The sequence below is a fragment of the Serratia nematodiphila DZ0503SBS1 genome (assembly GCF_000738675.1).
In the GTDB taxonomy this organism is placed as follows: domain Bacteria; phylum Pseudomonadota; class Gammaproteobacteria; order Enterobacterales; family Enterobacteriaceae; genus Serratia; species Serratia nematodiphila.
In genome coordinates this window covers 637,199-652,478 of record NZ_JPUX01000001.1, presented here as the reverse complement: position 1 = coordinate 652,478, position 15,280 = coordinate 637,199, and the positions used below count along the sequence as shown (strand labels likewise).

Sequence of the window (15,280 nt, the reverse complement as noted above, 5' to 3'; positions counted from 1 at the left end):
GCTAAAACTCAAACTGATAGAGCAAATCTAATGCCTGGTCGAGACCAGACACCGCTTCAAGATACAACTTAGGCATCAGGCGATAACGCAACGTCAGCGTGGCCAGCGAGTCGAAAATGCCCACCCCATATTTTACTTGTAAGCCTGGGAGGACATAGCCGCTCACGACAACCTGGGAATTGTCGCCAACCCCTTGAGTGTCCAGAGCCAAATTACTCACGCCGAATGCCTCGCCGATTTTACCCACAAGTTGACCACTTTGTGCAACCCCCATGCCGATTAACATCGACGTCATGGCGTTGCCGTCGGCGCCGGAACTGCTTAAGCCCTGACCGCGCAGCAGATAAGATAGGGCTTCCTGTTGCGATTTGGCCGGATCGGAGAACACTTCCAGCTTCGGCGCATCCGCCAGGCCGGTCACGCGCACGCCGGCGGTCACGTCGTCCTCGGTGGATTCCGGGTTACGGATCGCCTCGATATTGAGCAGCGGCTGATCCGGCGGGCCGGAGAACATCAGCTGCCCTTTACGCACGATCAAATCCTGACCATAAGCATGGAAGCGACCGGAAGGGATGTCAATCTGGCCATTGAGGCCCAGCCCTTTCTTGTCCTGCACCACTTTCAAATCGCCCTTCAGGCGGGCTTTCAGGCCGAAGGCGTCCAGCCGCACGTCGTTGCCGACGTGGATCATCAGATTGCTGTTGATCGGGATCGAGGCGGTCTTCGGTTGAATCGGCTTCAGCTGATCGTCCAGCATCACCTCGTCGGAAGAGACGCCCACCGCGCTTTCCGGCAGTTCCTGCACCGTGATGCGCGCCCAAGGGATGTCGACCTTGCCGTTGAGCGAGAACAGCTGCGGCGTGGCTTCGAACACCAGATCCGGCGATACGTCGATGCGGATCATCGGCGGCACCGTCACCCGCAGCTTGTCGCCCTTGGCGGCGATGCGCGCGCGCCAGGCGTTGATGTCACGCCAGTCGGCGTCGCCCGCCAGATTCAGCTGGCCGCGCGTGGTGCTGAGCAGCCCTTCCAGCGTTGAGGTCATGCCGTTGAAATTCACCGCCAGCCGCGCGTCGGTCATATCGAACGGCATCCAGTGCCCCTGCACCTTCGCCCGATCCAACGCCAGACGGCCGAACACCAGCGGCTTCTGCGCGCTGCCGCCCAGGCGCAGGTTGGCGTTCAGCATGCCCGCCGCGCTTTCGCCCTTCATCAGCGCCGGGTTGATCAGCGCCAGCGAAATGTTGGTGATATTGACGTTGCCGCTGATGGTGCGCCGCACCTGCGGATCCGCCACCTGGATATTGCCGTCGAACTGGCCGTTGTTGGCCAGCTTGATCCGCCAGTCGGCCTGCGCGCGGCCGTTATTCAGGCCGGCGTTGAGGGTCAGCGTATCGAAGGCGATCGGCAGCGCATTGCCCTGTACTTGCTGCACCACCTTGACGCCGTTACCGGCCAGGGTGACCTTCGCCTCCGGCAGCGCGCCGCCCGGTTTCCAGCTGACGTCGGCCCGGCCGGTGAACACGCCGCTCAGGGCGGTCTCCGGGCCGAGGAACGGCTTGATCATCGCCAGATCGAACCGGTTGAGCACCACGCTGGCCTGGCCGCTCTGGCCGGCTTCGATGGTCTTCGGCACGCACAGCTCGGCGTTCGGGTTCTGCCAGCAGTGCGGCCCGATGCTGATTTTCTGCGCGGTGTTCAGGTAGTCCAGCGCGATGGCGCGCGTCAGGCGCCACTCCCCGACCGGCGTATCGAAGCGGGTGTTATTCAGATTGCCGCGCCAGCGCTGCTGCTGACGATCGAAGCTGCCCTGCAGCGCCAGCTGGCCGGAGACCGGTTTGCCGTCGATCTTCAGCTGCAGCTGATGCTGCTTCTCGCTGCCTTTGGCGTCGAGGGTCAGCAGGCTGACTTCCAGCGCGTCCTGCTTCAGCTGCTCGACGCGTACCGCCAGCTGCCCCTGGATCTGATCCGTGGAGCGCACGTCGCCGTCGATCTTCACGCGGTTGATGCGCAGCGCCTGCCACTGCAAACCGGAGGCGGTCAAATCCGCCAGCAGCTGAGGCGCCTGCAGATTGCCGCGCAGCTTCAGCAGCCCTTTGGCGGTGCCGCCGAGGCCCGGCAGCGCGCCGTCCAGACGCGGTGCGTCGATGTTGGCGTCCAGGTTCCAGCTCTTCTCGTCCAGTTGCCCTTTGACGTTCAGCTGGTTGCGCCCCAGCGTCAGATCGATGCCGGGGATTTTCCACTGCCCGGCGGCGTTGCCGCTCAGCGTGCCGCGCGCCGTGACCTTGTTCTGCTTCACGTTGCCGTCCAGCTGCAGCACCGGCACCTGCAGCTGCCAGCTGCCGCCGTGCAGGCTGCCGCGCGTGGTGATCTTGCCGTCGAGTTTCGCCGGCCATTCCGGCCACTGCTTGGCGGTATTGATGCCGCTCAGCGTCAATTGCGAGGTCCAGCTGATGGCCTTGCTCCAGTCCACCAGCGCGGTGAGATCGGTATTGCCCTGCAGCGCCGCCAGGCGCAGGCGCTCCAGCTTGAACTGCTCGACGTTGCCTTTGCCGTCCAGCGTCAGCACCGCCGGCGGCAGATCCTGGCCTTTCAGATTGGCGCGCGTCGACAGCGCATAGTCTGTCGCCTTGCCGTTAAAGCGCAGGCGGAAATCGTTAACCTGGTACTGCGCCTCGCCGCTCAGCGGCCATTTCAGCTGTTTGCTCTGCAGCGTCAGCGCCAGCGGCAGGCCGGCTTCGGCCAGCCGGGTTTGCACATCAAGCTGGGCGCCGACCGGGCCGGACAGGTTCAGCGCCACCTTCAGCTCATCACGCAACCCGCCGCCGATGTTCAGCTTCACCTTCTCGCCCTTCAGCGGCTCGATATTCAACGCGCTGTTGGCGGTCAGCGCCACCGGCCAGTCGCCGGTCAGGGTCGCTTGCCCCTGCACCGACAGCGTGCCCTGCGGCGACTTCACGTCGAAGTTGTCCAGCTGGATATGCTGATCCTGCGTGCTGGCCTGCAGCAACAGGCTTGTGATCAGCACGTCGGTATCGCCGGTCAAGCGCAGCTGTTCGCCGCTGATCTCTTTCACGGTGATATCCAGCGGCAGACGGATGTCCGGCAGATCCGGCAACAGCGGTTTGGCGAACAGTTCCTTCAGCGTTTCGCCGAGCGGCCTCTCCTCCGGCTGCGGCGCCGGTTTCGCCGCGTCGGTAACCTGCTCACCGACCTTTTTCGCCACCTCGACCGCCGGTTGCACCGCTTCCGGCAACGGATTTTGCGGCGTTTTCGGCAAGGCAATCAGCAACGAGCCGATCTTGGTTGGCATCAGCGTCAGCGCGCGCTCTTGCCACTGCGCGCCGGTGCGGAACTCGGCCAGAGAAATGGCGGTGTCGTCGACGGTGACCTTGACGTTATTCAGCGCCAGCAGGCGCAGGGTGATCGGATAAGGGGTGCTGAGATTGGTGGTCGGTTCACTGCTCTCCTCCACCGGCGCGGAGGGCGCCATCTCTTTGGTGTTCACCGCCACGTCCACGTCCTGAGCGGTCAAGGCGTTAACGCACAGCGAGCTGCGTTTAAAGCAGGAGAGATCGAGGGAGAGATGGAACTGCCCGGCGTTGACCGTCACGCCCGGCATCTGATACTTCACGCCCTTCAGCGTCAGATCGCGCCAGCCGCCGCTGACGCCGGCGATCTCCAACCCCGGCACCCAGCGCGCTGCGCCGTTGATGACCATATGCAAACCGGTGGTGGTCCCCACCAGGAAGGCCAGGCCGCCGATCAGCAACAGCAGAATGATCAGAAATCCGAGGCAAATCTTTTTAACCAGGCTCATAGTTCAGGCCCCAAACCGATGTAGAACTGCATCCCGTGGGTGTCCTTGTCCCCCACGGGCGCGGCGATATCCAGCTTCACCGGCCCCACCGGCGACTGCCAGCGCACGCCTACGCCGGCGCCGGTCTTGAAGTTGCTCTGCTTGATATCGTTCACCGCTTCACCGGAATCGACGAACATCGCCCCCCACCATTTGCCGGTCACGTTGTATTGGTACTCCAGCGAGCCGGTCAGCATCTTGGAGGCGCCGGTCAGCTTGCCGTCGTCGCCGCGCGGCGAAATGTCTTTGTACTTGTAGCCACGAATGCTGCGGTCACCGCCGGCGAAGAAGCGCAGATCCGGCGGCACCTTGTCGAAGTCGTTGGTTTCGATCCAGCCCACCTGCCCGCGCGCTACAAAGCGATGCTTGTCGGCCAGGGTGCGGATCCAGACGTTCTGCGCCTGCATCAGCGCGAAGTCCACGCCGGAGCCCCAGGAAGTGTCGGACACGTCGATGGAATAGCGTTGGCTGTCGCCCCAGGTCGGCATCAGCCCGCCGCGCGAACGGGTGCGGTTGAAGCTGACGCCGGGGTACAGCAGCATGGTGGTGTTGCTGACGTTGCCCTGGGTAAAGTTATCCCAGCGCCAGGTCAGGTTGATCGCCCGCTGCCAGCCGCTGGAGAGATCCCAGTTGCGCGAGGCCACCACTTTGGAGGTCACGGATTTGGTGTCGTTAAGATCGACGTTCTTGAGCCCGCCCTGCAGCAGGTAATACTGCTCCAGCGGGTTCTTGAGCAGCGGGATCTTGTAAGTCAGATCCAGCTGCTGCTCCGGCGCCGACACGCTGGCGCTGGTTTCCAGGCTATGCCCGCGATCGTTGAGCCAGGGCTTTTTCCAGGTGCCTTTCACCCGCGGGCCGACGTCGGTGGAATAACCGATACCGGTTTCGACGGTGTTGCGCGTGCGCGGCGTCACCAGCGCGTCCAACGGCAAAATCTTGTTCTCTTTGGCATCGTTGAAATCAGGGGACACCACCACCGAGTTGAACCAGTTGGTGGCGGACAAACGGCGGTTCAGCTCGGCCAAATCCTCCGAACTGTAGTAATCCCCCTGATGAAAGGGCACCAGATTTTGCAGATAGTCTTCGCGAATTTGCGAACCGGTGAATTTCACCTTGCCGAAGCGGTAACGTTCGCCGCTGTTGAAATCGATATCCCAAAATGCCTTGTGCAGATCTTCGGCCACGCCGAGCTGGCTTTTGGTCATGTCGGCGTCGAAGTAGCCTTTGCGCAGCGCCAGGCCGGTCAGCGAGCCTTTGAAACTGTCATACTTGCCGTGGTTGAGGATCTCACCGATGGTCGGCCGATCCTTCTTTACCAGCGCCAGGTAGTCCTCATCGGTCTTCGCGCCGCCTTCCAGCACGATGTTGGCGCCGGCGATGCGCACCGGTTCGCCCGGATTGACCTTGGCATGCAGCACCGGGCGCGACATCCCCGGCCGATCGTCCAGCGTAAACTCGATAGTCGGCTGGTAATAGCCGAGCGCGCGCAGCCCCTGGCGCACCGCCTCGTCCACCCGTGCGCGGAAGCGGCCGTCGGTGCCGACCTCTTCAGGCGTGATCGACGACAGCCGCACCCGGACGTTTTTTTCCAACTCTCCGCTTAACCCCTCCACCTGCAGTCGCACGTTCGCCGCATAGGCTGCAGGTGCCGCAAGCAACACAGATATCAAGCACATGACCGGGTACTTTGGCACGTGTTCTCCTTATTGATTTTACTGTCCTGTTATGGTGTTCGCTCCGGGGCCAGGGCAGACTCCGCGCTATCATGACGGCAGCCCTCTTCAACCTTCTTCCGGACGCCGCCCGCCGCGCTTTGCCACCGCCGCGCAACAGGCGAATTCTTCACTTTTGGCGCTCAAAATACTGCGTTAAGCTTATACAAAATCCAACTTGCCGCTTATTGTGGGCAAAGACGCGGTGAGATACAACCGAACCGCCGCCATGTAGGGTCAATTCTTACTGTGACAACAGGAGTCAACCGTGGTGCCATTTTTTGATAAATCACAAACCGTCGATAAGGCAAGCGCGCTGCCTGGCCGCACCACGCCAATGCCTGTCGCAACGCTCAACGTCGTCACCGAACACTCGATGACTCAGGTGCCGGCCGGCATGGAGGTGGCAGTTTTCGCCATGGGCTGTTTCTGGGGCGTTGAGCGCCTGTTCTGGCAACAGCCGGGCGTCTACAGCACCGCCGCCGGCTACAGCGGCGGCTACACGCCGAACCCGACCTACCGCGAAGTGTGCAGCGGCCAGACCGGCCACGCCGAAGTGGTGCGCGTGGTGTTCGATCCGCACGTCGTCAGCTACAAACAGCTGCTGCAGCTGTTCTGGGAAAATCACGATCCGGCGCAGGGCATGCGCCAGGGCGGCGACGTCGGCACGCAGTACCGCTCGGCGATTTATACGCTGAGCCCAGAGCAGCAGGCCGAGGCGGAAAGCAGCCTGCAACGCTTCCAGCAGGCGATGGATGCGGCGGGCGATAAGCGCGTCATCACCACCGAGATCGCACCGGCGCTGCCGTTCTATTACGCGGAAGACGATCACCAGCAGTACCTGTACAAGAACCCGGAAGGCTACTGCGGGCTGGGCGGCATCGGCGTTTGCCTGCCGCCGCAGGGCTGATTTGATGCCGGCCGGCGGCACTTTTTTAACCGCTGGCGGCCCCTGTGGGGCAACTGCTATACTATGCGGGTCGCTTCTGCGGCCCGATAGCTTCCCTTCTGGTTGTTATCGCTGCTTTTTTTACTATGTACTACCCTTCCTCAAGAGCGCCGGCATCCCGTCGGCACGTATGGATAGATTATGTTAAACAGTATTTTACTGATTCTTTTTCTGATCGCGGTGAGTGCGTTCTTCTCACTGTCGGAAATCTCTCTGGCCGCCTCGCGCAAGATCAAACTGAAGCTGATGGCTGACGAAGGTAACGTCAACGCCGCCAGAGTGCTCAAGCTGCAAGAAACCCCTGGCATCTTCTTCACCGTGGTGCAGATCGGCCTGAACGCCGTGGCCATCCTCGGCGGTATCGTCGGCGACGCGGCTTTCTCGCCCACTTTCAAGGTGTTGTTCGATCGTTTCCTGTCGCCCGAATTGGCGGAACAGGTCAGCTTCATCTGCTCTTTCGTGCTGGTGACCAGCCTGTTTATCCTGTTCGCCGATTTGACCCCGAAGCGCATCGGTATGATTGCACCAGAGACGGTCGCCGTCCGGATCATCAACCCGATGCGTTTCTCCATCATGATCTTCCGCCCGCTGGTGTGGTTCTTCAACGGCATGGCCAACCTGATCTTCCGTATGTTCAAGCTGCCGATGGTGCGTAAAGACGACATCACCTCCGATGACATCTATGCGGTGGTGGAAGCCGGCGCCCTGGCGGGCGTGCTGCGCAAACAGGAGCACGAGCTGATTGAAAACGTGTTCGAACTGGAATCGCGCACCGTGCCGTCTTCGATGACCTCGCGCGAAAGCGTGGTGTACTTCGATCTGCGCGAAAGCGAAGAGAGCATCAAGGAGAAAGTCTCGACTCACCCGCACTCCAAGTTCCTGGTGTGCGACGGCCATATCGATCAGGTGGTCGGCTACGTCGATTCCAAAGACCTGCTGAACCGCGTGCTGGGCAACCAAAGCCTGGTGCTGAGCAGCGGCGTGCAGATCCGCTCGGCGCTGATCGTGCCGGACACGCTGACGCTGTCCGAAGCGCTGGAAAGCTTCAAAACCGCCGGCGAAGACTTCGCGGTGATCCTCAATGAATATGCGTTGGTGGTGGGCATCATCACCCTTAACGACGTGATGACCACGCTGATGGGCGATCTGGTCGGCCAGGGCCAGGAAGAGCAGATCGTGGCGCGCGACGAAAGTTCATGGCTGATTGAAGGCGGCACGCCGATCGACGACGTGATGCGCGTGCTGGACATCGACGAGTTCCCGCAGGCAGGCAACTACGAGACCATCGGCGGCTTTATGATGTATATGCTGCGCAAGATCCCGAAACGCACCGACTTCGTCAAATACGCCGGCTACAAGTTCGAAGTGGTGGATATCGACAGCTACAAGATAGACCAGCTGCTGGTCACCCGGCTGAGCGACAAGCCGGCGGCGGTGCTGCCGAAAGCGCCGGACGACACGCCTGCGGCCTGACGGCGGTAAGACAAAAACATCAGCGGCCCCATCGGGGCCGCATTTTTTTACCGCTGTCAGCGAGGTGCTCACCCCATCTCGGTCTGCAACAGCAGCACCTGACGGTTAACTTCAGACATCACGCTGAAATGGCACTTGTCGCGAATCTTCGGCGGCAGGATTTTCCCCTCGTCGAATTCAAATGCGCCCACGTCCTTGATATACAGCCTTCCGCGAAACAGGGTCTTAACGTACTTTGCCACTTTCAAAGGGTTATAACGCTGGAAGATTCTCATTCTTTTACGCTCCTCCCGTTGATCCATGCGCTCAGCGAGCCGCCAAAGGTGGCAGCCTCGAAATTCAGAACGCAACTTGATTGCATGTAGTAGACCCAGTAAAGACCAGAACGTTCACTTCTGCCCGGATATCTACGCTGGATTTACACTTTTTGACAGAATTGTATATGATAATTTATAACGTTTTCAGGATATCCCTTCAAAATCTGATGATTAGCGAACCAAGGGAAAATCTGCGATCCGGTTAACAGGACAGACCTCTTATCACATCCTATGCTTTAGGCTGTCGAAGTGCTGTCGCACAAATTCCCCCCATTACAAGGAGAAAGCATGAAAACAAGTCGCATGCTGATGGTATCCCTGCTGCTCGCCCCGCTTTTCGCTTCCGCGCACAACTTCCAGCTCCAGCAGCGCGTGGCGCCGGTCGGCGTCAGCGACAAAGGAGAGCTCAATTACGCTGACGGTAATTTTAGCTATCAGAACTGGAACAGCGCGCAGCTCAGTGGAAAAGTGCGAGTGATACAACATATTGCCGGCCGCAGCTCCGCCAAAGACATGAACGACCCACTGATTGAAGCGATCAAGAAGGCGAAGCTACCACACGATCGTTACCAAACGACGACAATCGTCAACACCGACGATGCCCTGATGGGCACCGCGATGTTCGTGCGCAGCAGTATTGAAGACAGCAAGAAGGAGTTCCCATGGTCGCAGTTTATCGTCGACAGCGACGGCAACGTGCGCAAAGCCTGGGATCTGCAGCCGAAAGGCTCCGCCATCGTGGTGCTGGATAAGCAAGGGCGCATCCAGTTCGCCAAAGACGGCGCGCTGACGCCGGAAGAGGTGCAGCAGGTGATGTCCAAGCTGCACCAGCTGTTGGCGAACTGACTCAGAACAGCGACACCCGGAAGCCGGGGTTGAGGAAAGATTCACGCGGGGTATAGAGCAATGGCTTACCCTGCCAATCGTGAATTTGCGCCCCGGCGGCCACCGCCACCGCATGCCCTGCGGCGGTATCCCAAATGTTGGTCGGCCCGAAGCGCGGATAGAGCTGCGCCTTGCCTTCCGCCACCAGACAGAACTTCAGCGAGGAACCGACTGACACGGTCTGGTGCTCGCCCAACTGCTGCAAATAATCTTTCAGTTCGTCATCGATATGCGAGCGGCTCACCACCACCAGCGGCGGATGCGCGTTGCTGACGCCGATCGCCTGCCGCACGCCCTTCTCTTCTTTCCAGGCCTTACCGCGCTCCGCCAGATACAACACGTCGATCGCCGGGGCGTACACCACCCCCATCACCGCCTGCCCGTCTTCAATCAGGGCGATATTGACCGTGAACTCGCCATTGCGATGTAAAAACTCTTTGGTGCCGTCCAACGGATCGACCAGCCAGTAGCGCGTCCAGCCGCGGCGCTCTTCCCACGCCGGCGGATCCTCTTCCGACAGCAGCGGCACCTCCGGCGTCAGGGCCGCCAGGCCGCGCTTGATGATGTGATGCGCCGCCAGATCGGCCGCCGTCACCGGTGAATCATCTTTTTTCTGTGCGACATCAAGCGGTTGTTCGCCGTCGTACACCGCCATGATCGCCGCCCCCGCCTCGCGGGACAGTTGGCAAATTCGCTCTAACATCATGCACCTCAACTCTGCATCTCCGTGGGAAATTTCCCTCTGTCTCTGCTAGCAGACTAGTTTTTTTTACGCCGAATATCCATCTCAACCGCCTAAGCCTCGGGAATTCCTCATTTCTTGTTGGGCACAACTGTGAGCTTCCCCGCGTTACCCGCCGCCATTTTCTGCCACACTTCACAGTTTACTGTGGCAAGCAGTGTTAATTACATTTCCCTCTGCGATAACACTCGAATAATGGAATGGAGAGAATCCCAAATGATGAAGCATCCACTGACGCTGTCCGCGCTTGCGCTGCTGGTGTGCGCCTCCGCGCAAGCGGCCACCGTCGATCTGCGCGTGCTGGAAACCACCGATCTGCACAGCAACATGATGGACTTCGATTACTACAAGGACACGCCGACCGACAAGTTCGGCCTGGTGCGCACCGCCAGCCTGATCCAACAGGCGCGCCAGCAGGCCGCCAACGCGGTGTTGGTGGACAACGGCGACATCATTCAGGGCAGCCCGCTCGGCGACTACATGGCGGCCAAGGGGCTGAAACCGGGCGACGTGCACCCGGTCTATAAGGCGATGAACACGCTGGACTACGTCGTCGGCAACATCGGCAACCATGAGTTCAACTATGGGCTGGACTACCTGAAGAACGCCATCGCCGGCGCCAAATTCCCGTATATCAACGCCAACGTCATCGACGCCAAAACGCAAAAACCGCTGTTCACGCCGTACATCATCGTCGATACGCCGGTGAAAGATCGCGACGGCAAGGCGCATACGCTGCGCATCGGCTACATCGGCTTCGTGCCGCCGCAGATCCTGGTGTGGGACAAGGCCAACCTGCAGGGCAAAGTGACGGTGGACGACATCACCGCTACCGCCAAGCGCTACGTGCCGCAGATGCGTAAAGAGGGCGCCGATCTGGTGGTGGCGATCCCGCATTCCGGGCTGTCCAGCGAGCCTTACAAGGCGATGGCGGAAAACTCGGTCTATTACCTCAGCCAGGTGCCGGGCATCGACGCCATCATGTTCGGCCACGCCCATGCGGTGTTCCCGAGCAAGGACTTTGCCAACATCAAAGGCGCGGATATCGACAAAGGCCTGCTGAACGGCGTGCCGGCGGTGATGCCGGGCCAATGGGGCGACCATCTCGGCGTGGTCGATCTGCAGCTCAACAACGATGGCGGCAGCTGGAAAGTGACCGCCGCCAACGCGGAAGCACGGCCGATCTACGACAAAGAGAACAAGAAATCGCTGGCGGCGGAAGACGCCGCGCTGGTGAAGGTGTTGGCGGACGATCACAAGGGCACGCGCGAGTTCGTCAGCCAGCCGATCGGTAAATCCGACGGCAACATGTACAGCTATCTGGCGCTGGTGCAGGACGATCCGACGGTGCAAATCGTCAACAATGCGCAGAAGGCCTACGTCGAACATTACATCCAGGGCGACCCGGATCTGGCCGATCTGCCGGTGCTGTCGGCGGCGGCGCCGTTCAAGGTCGGCGGCCGCAAGAACGATCCCGCCAGCTTCGTCGAAGTGGAAAAAGGCCAGCTCACCTTCCGCAACGCCGCCGATCTCTATCTCTACCCCAATACGTTGGTGGTGGTGAAGGCGAGCGGCAAAGAGGTGAAAGAGTGGCTGGAGTGCTCCGCCGGCCAGTTCAACCAGATCGACGTCAACAGCGCCAAGCCGCAGGGCTTGATCAACTGGGACGGCTTCCGCACCTATAACTTCGACGTGATCGACGGCGTCAACTACCAGATCGACGTCAGCCAGCCGGCGCGCTACGACGGCGAATGCCAACGGATCAACGACAAGGCGGAGCGTATCAAGCAGCTGACCTTCAACGGCAAGCCGATCGATCCGAACGCCACCTTCCTGGTCGCCACCAACAACTACCGCGCCTACGGCGGCAAATTTGCCGGCACCGGCGACAAACATATCGCCTTCGCTTCGCCGGATGAAAACCGCTCGGTGCTGGCGGCCTACATCAGCGCCGAAACCCAGCGGCATGGCGCGGTGCGCCCGCAGGCGGACAACAACTGGCGTTTGGCGAACTTCAGCAGCCAGCAGCCGCTGGATATCCGCTTCGAGACCTCGCCTTCGGACAAAGCGACAAGGTTTATCAAAGAGCACGCCCAATATCCGATGAGCGCCGCAGGCAGCGACAGCATCGGCTTCGCGGTTTATCGCATCGATTTAAGCGGTAAGTAACACGGTTTATGGCCGGCGCGCCCGGCCATTCATCGCCCGTCTGCGCGGCGCATAAAATAAGGGCGCCACGAAGGCGCCCAGAACAATCCTCGGTGGGATTACAGGATTTCCAGCAGCTCGACGTCGAACACCAGCGCGCTGAACGGCGGGATGGACGCGCCTGCGCCACGCTCGCCGTAGGCCAGGTTGTGCGGGATATACAGCTGCCATTTGGAACCGACCGGCATCAGGGTCAGCGCTTCGATCCAGCCTGGGATCACGCCGCTGACCGGGAATTCCGCCGGCTGGCCGCGCTCAACCGAGCTGTCGAACACGTCACCGTTGATCAGACGGCCAGTGTAGTGCACGCGCACGCGATCCTGACGGGACGGAATTGGGCCGTTGCCCTGCTCCAGTACGGAGAACTGCAGGCCAGACTCGGTCAGCGTCACGCCATCGCGCTTGGCGTTGTCGTCCAGGAATTTCTGGCCTTCAACCGCCATCGCCTGCTGGCGCTCGCGGCGCACCGCGTCCGCACGCTCGTGGATTTCACGCAGCGCACGGTGCACCACGTCTACCGGAACCGCCGGGGCATTCCCTTCCAGCGCGTCACGCAAACCCGCCAGCAAAGCTTCCGGTTGCAAACCTTCCAGCCCGGACTCTTGCAGCTGCTGGCCGACCTGTAAACCAATCCCGTAACTTGCTTGCGCTTCAACGCTGTCAAAAGAAGGGGTTGTCATGGGGTTTTCCTTAAGTCTGTAAAAAGTCGAAAGCGCAGCATAACAGCGCGTCAATGCCGGGTAAAATCTTGTGTGGAGAATGATGACTTTTGTCGTAGAAAAAGAAACAATAACCTTCTGTTAACGCCCGCAGCCGCAAACCCCGGCTCTGCCGCTCAGCCGCCTTTCACTTCAATCAGTTAGCGGACTATACTGAAAGCAGGATATCGGGCAGGCGACGCGTTTGCCGCGCCGCACTGATTATTACGCCGTCGAAGAGAGGTCACCATGGGCAGAATCGCGCCCAGGAGAAGGAAAACCACCCGCATCTACCAGCCGCTGCTGCGCACCTGGCTGAACATCAGCCAGCGCCTGAAACCGGGCGCCGCACCCACGGCTGAAGGCGCGGAACCGCCATCGGAGCCGCCGTCGGCCAACGACAAAATGCAGCGGGTCAAAGCGCTGCTGATTAAAGTCTGGCATCTGCCGGACGGTTTCCATTGGATGGAACCGCTGCCCTACTTTCATCGCCGCTGGGTGCTGATCTTCGGCATCATTCTGCTGCTGGCGTTGCTATGGCCCTACTCGCCCGAAAGACAGCCGTTCCCGGTCTCTCAGCAGGAAACCAGCGTGCCGCTGCAGGCCGAGCTGCAAAACGGCGGTAGCGCCGCCACGCCTGCCAACGAACCGACGCCGGCGGGCAACTGGCAGCGTTATCAGATCCAGCCCGGCCAGACCCTGGCCCAACTGTTTCGCGACAACAATCTGCCGGTGAATGAAGTGTTCGCCATGGCGCAGGTGGAGGGCGGCGACAAGCCGCTGAGCAACATGAAAGCCGGCCAGGAAGTGCGCATCGAACGCGACGCCAACGGTGTGATTAGCGCGCTGTCGGTCACCACGGCAGACAACAGCCAGGCGCTGTTCCGCCGCCAGGCCGACGGCAGCTACCGCCGGGAACGCTAATCTCTACAGCTGCGCCAGCAGAAACTCGCGCAGCACCACGCCCTGATTGTGCTCGGTATCTTTGCTGCCATACAGCAGCGTCAGCGTTTGCCCCTGCCGTAACAGCGCCACCAGCGGCTGCCAGGCGTCGTTGGCCGCCAGCTGTTGGCGATAGCGCGTCTCAAAGGCTTCCCACTGGTCGGTATGCTGATGGAACCACTTGCGCAACTCGTCATCCGGCGCCACCTGTTTCAACCACTGCACGCCCGTCAACCGCTCTTTGCTGATGCCGCGCGGCCATAGCCGGTCTATCAGATAACAGTGTTCCGGCGCCGGCGCGCTGAAATCGTAAACCCGCTGTAGCGTAATCGTTGCCATCGCACGCTCTCCTTTTCATCCCGTCTTCAAGCGTAGCGCGTTTTGCCGGACGCAGAAAAGCAAAACGCCAGCGCGAGGCTGGCGTTTTAACCGGTTAACAGCAGCGTAAATTACGCTTCTGCAACCACAACTACATTCAGCTGTGCGAACACGTCGCTGTGTACCTGGAAGTGCACTTCGTGCTCGCCAGTGGTACGCAGAACGCCGTTCGGCAGACGAACTTCGCTCTTGGCAACTTCAACGCCTGCCGCAGTCACTGCGTCAGCGATGTCGCGGGTGCCGATAGAGCCGAACAGTTTACCTTCGTCGCCAGATTTGGAAGCGATGGTGACTGAACCCAGTTCGTTGATCTTGGTTGCGCGAGCTTCAGCAGCAGCCAGAACGTCAGCCAGTTTGGCTTCCAGTTCAGCACGGCGTGCTTCGAAGAACTCAACGTTTTTCTTGGTAGCAGGAACAGCTTTGCCCTGTGGTACCAGGAAGTTACGAGCGTAGCCCGCTTTAACGTTAACTTGATCACCCAGGCTGCCCAGGTTTGCTACTTTATCAAGCAGAATAACTTGCATTACCTTATCCTCTCAAAGTCGTTAATGGACAGTGGCCGATTACTGATGACGATCAGTGTACGGCAACAAAGACAGGTAGCGCGCGCGCTTGATAGCACGGGCCAGCTGGCGCTGATATTTTGCACGAGTACCGGTGATACGGCTCGGTACAATTTTACCACTTTCGGTGATGTAGTTTTTCAGCGTAGCGATGTCTTTATAGTCAATCTCTTGAACGCCTTCCGCGGTGAAACGGCAGAACTTGCGACGACGGAAATAACGTGCCATTTGGCTAGTCTCCAGAATCTATCAATTCAATCTGCTCGGCATGCAGAACCAATTTGCTCAGCCCGTTGCGCCCTTGATGGCAGCTTACAAAGCCTTGCACGGTAATCTGACTGCCGACCGTTAATCTTTGAGTTAGTGCTTGTGACTGTTGTCCGCTGACAACCACGGGCATTCGGCACCATGCTTGTCTGCTGAATCCGGCTTCCGTCTGCTGCGAACGGTGCTCTAGCACAAATTGGCAGTGCGGTATCCCGGAAGGACTCACTTTTCGAACCGGCGCCTTGCACACAGTGCCCGACAAAACCAGACGATTAGCCGTCACGGCG

Annotated in this window: 14 protein-coding genes; 5 read left to right on the top strand and 9 right to left on the bottom strand. The window is 60.0% G+C overall.

Annotated features, from left to right (window positions below; all coding sequences use genetic code 11):
• Position 1: 1 nt before the first annotated feature.
• Entirely contained in the window at positions 2-3,820 is a 3,819-nt protein-coding gene (gene tamB / locus JL05_RS02950; RefSeq protein WP_033631620.1) for an autotransporter assembly complex protein TamB, read from the bottom strand.
• Complete coding sequence (gene tamA / locus JL05_RS02945) at positions 3,817-5,535, bottom strand: autotransporter assembly complex protein TamA (RefSeq protein ID WP_170310347.1); 1,719 nt, start codon at positions 5,533-5,535, stop codon at positions 3,817-3,819. The genes tamB and tamA overlap by 4 nt, the downstream gene beginning before the upstream one ends.
• Before the next feature lie 307 nt (positions 5,536-5,842).
• Between tamA and msrA the strand changes: the two genes are divergently transcribed.
• Complete coding sequence (gene msrA / locus JL05_RS02940) at positions 5,843-6,481, top strand: peptide-methionine (S)-S-oxide reductase MsrA (RefSeq protein ID WP_134942555.1); 639 nt, start codon at positions 5,843-5,845, stop codon at positions 6,479-6,481.
• A 180-nt stretch (positions 6,482-6,661) separates the two neighbouring features.
• A complete protein-coding gene (gene paeA, locus JL05_RS02935; protein WP_004933603.1) occupies positions 6,662-7,993 on the top strand; it encodes a polyamine export protein PaeA in 1,332 nt (443 codons plus the stop codon).
• A 68-nt stretch (positions 7,994-8,061) separates the two neighbouring features.
• Here paeA and JL05_RS02930 read toward each other — a convergent pair whose 3' ends face one another.
• Entirely contained in the window at positions 8,062-8,268 is a 207-nt protein-coding gene (locus tag JL05_RS02930) for a DUF1107 domain-containing protein (protein WP_033631618.1), read from the bottom strand.
• A 330-nt stretch (positions 8,269-8,598) separates the two neighbouring features.
• Between JL05_RS02930 and JL05_RS02925 the strand changes: the two genes are divergently transcribed.
• Entirely contained in the window at positions 8,599-9,156 is a 558-nt protein-coding gene (locus tag JL05_RS02925; protein ID WP_025159587.1) for a YtfJ family protein, read from the top strand.
• 1 nt (position 9,157) lies between these two features.
• Here the strand turns inward: JL05_RS02925 and cysQ are convergent, their stop codons facing one another.
• Entirely contained in the window at positions 9,158-9,898 is a 741-nt protein-coding gene (gene cysQ, locus JL05_RS02920; RefSeq protein ID WP_031300142.1) for a 3'(2'),5'-bisphosphate nucleotidase CysQ, read from the bottom strand.
• A 255-nt stretch (positions 9,899-10,153) separates the two neighbouring features.
• Here cysQ and JL05_RS02915 point away from each other — a divergent pair, with 255 nt between their 5' ends.
• Positions 10,154-12,106: a bifunctional 2',3'-cyclic-nucleotide 2'-phosphodiesterase/3'-nucleotidase gene (locus JL05_RS02915; RefSeq protein ID WP_033631617.1), complete on the top strand. Its 1,953-nt coding sequence runs from the start codon at positions 10,154-10,156 to the stop codon at positions 12,104-12,106.
• 98 nt (positions 12,107-12,204) lie between these two features.
• Here JL05_RS02915 and bamJ read toward each other — a convergent pair whose 3' ends face one another.
• Complete coding sequence (bamJ, locus tag JL05_RS02910) at positions 12,205-12,825, bottom strand: BamJ family beta-barrel-assembly machinery protein (RefSeq protein WP_033631616.1); 621 nt, start codon at positions 12,823-12,825, stop codon at positions 12,205-12,207.
• Positions 12,826-13,092: 267 nt separating this feature from the next.
• Here bamJ and JL05_RS02905 point away from each other — a divergent pair, with 267 nt between their 5' ends.
• On the top strand, positions 13,093-13,767 hold the full coding sequence (locus JL05_RS02905; protein ID WP_016929348.1) for an OapA family protein: 675 nt from the start codon (positions 13,093-13,095) through the stop codon (positions 13,765-13,767).
• Between the two features lie 3 nt (positions 13,768-13,770).
• Here the strand turns inward: JL05_RS02905 and JL05_RS02900 are convergent, their stop codons facing one another.
• The 4 genes from JL05_RS02900 to priB all read right to left on the bottom strand — a co-directional run bounded on the left by JL05_RS02900 (position 13,771) and on the right by priB (position 15,276).
• Positions 13,771-14,124 carry a DUF488 domain-containing protein gene (locus JL05_RS02900; RefSeq protein WP_015376398.1) on the bottom strand — a complete coding sequence of 118 codons (354 nt, stop codon included), beginning with the start codon at positions 14,122-14,124 and terminating at the stop codon, positions 13,771-13,773.
• 110 nt (positions 14,125-14,234) lie between these two features.
• Entirely contained in the window at positions 14,235-14,687 is a 453-nt protein-coding gene (gene rplI, locus JL05_RS02895) for a 50S ribosomal protein L9 (protein WP_004933629.1), read from the bottom strand.
• A 39-nt stretch (positions 14,688-14,726) separates the two neighbouring features.
• The gene (rpsR, locus tag JL05_RS02890; RefSeq protein ID WP_000135199.1) at positions 14,727-14,954 is read right to left on the bottom strand and encodes a 30S ribosomal protein S18; all 228 of its coding nucleotides are present in this window, start codon (positions 14,952-14,954) and stop codon (positions 14,727-14,729) included.
• Positions 14,955-14,958: 4 nt separating this feature from the next.
• On the bottom strand, positions 14,959-15,276 hold the full coding sequence (priB, locus tag JL05_RS24610) for a primosomal replication protein N (protein WP_004933632.1): 318 nt from the start codon (positions 15,274-15,276) through the stop codon (positions 14,959-14,961).
• Positions 15,277-15,280 lie beyond the last annotated feature (4 nt).

Coding starts and splice junctions, on each gene's coding strand:
- tamB (WP_033631620.1), bottom strand. CDS start 3,820: ATGAGCCTGGTTAAAAAGATTTGCCTCGGATTTCTGATCATTCTGCTG.
- tamA (WP_170310347.1), bottom strand. CDS start 5,535: ATGTGCTTGATATCTGTGTTGCTTGCGGCACCTGCAGCCTATGCGGCG.
- paeA (WP_004933603.1), top strand. CDS start 6,662: ATGTTAAACAGTATTTTACTGATTCTTTTTCTGATCGCGGTGAGTGCG.
- JL05_RS02930 (WP_033631618.1), bottom strand. CDS start 8,268: ATGAGAATCTTCCAGCGTTATAACCCTTTGAAAGTGGCAAAGTACGTT.
- JL05_RS02925 (WP_025159587.1), top strand. CDS start 8,599: ATGAAAACAAGTCGCATGCTGATGGTATCCCTGCTGCTCGCCCCGCTT.
- cysQ (WP_031300142.1), bottom strand. CDS start 9,898: ATGTTAGAGCGAATTTGCCAACTGTCCCGCGAGGCGGGGGCGGCGATC.
- JL05_RS02915 (WP_033631617.1), top strand. CDS start 10,154: ATGATGAAGCATCCACTGACGCTGTCCGCGCTTGCGCTGCTGGTGTGC.
- bamJ (WP_033631616.1), bottom strand. CDS start 12,825: ATGACAACCCCTTCTTTTGACAGCGTTGAAGCGCAAGCAAGTTACGGG.
- JL05_RS02905 (WP_016929348.1), top strand. CDS start 13,093: ATGGGCAGAATCGCGCCCAGGAGAAGGAAAACCACCCGCATCTACCAG.
- JL05_RS02900 (WP_015376398.1), bottom strand. CDS start 14,124: ATGGCAACGATTACGCTACAGCGGGTTTACGATTTCAGCGCGCCGGCG.
- rplI (WP_004933629.1), bottom strand. CDS start 14,687: ATGCAAGTTATTCTGCTTGATAAAGTAGCAAACCTGGGCAGCCTGGGT.
- rpsR (WP_000135199.1), bottom strand. CDS start 14,954: ATGGCACGTTATTTCCGTCGTCGCAAGTTCTGCCGTTTCACCGCGGAA.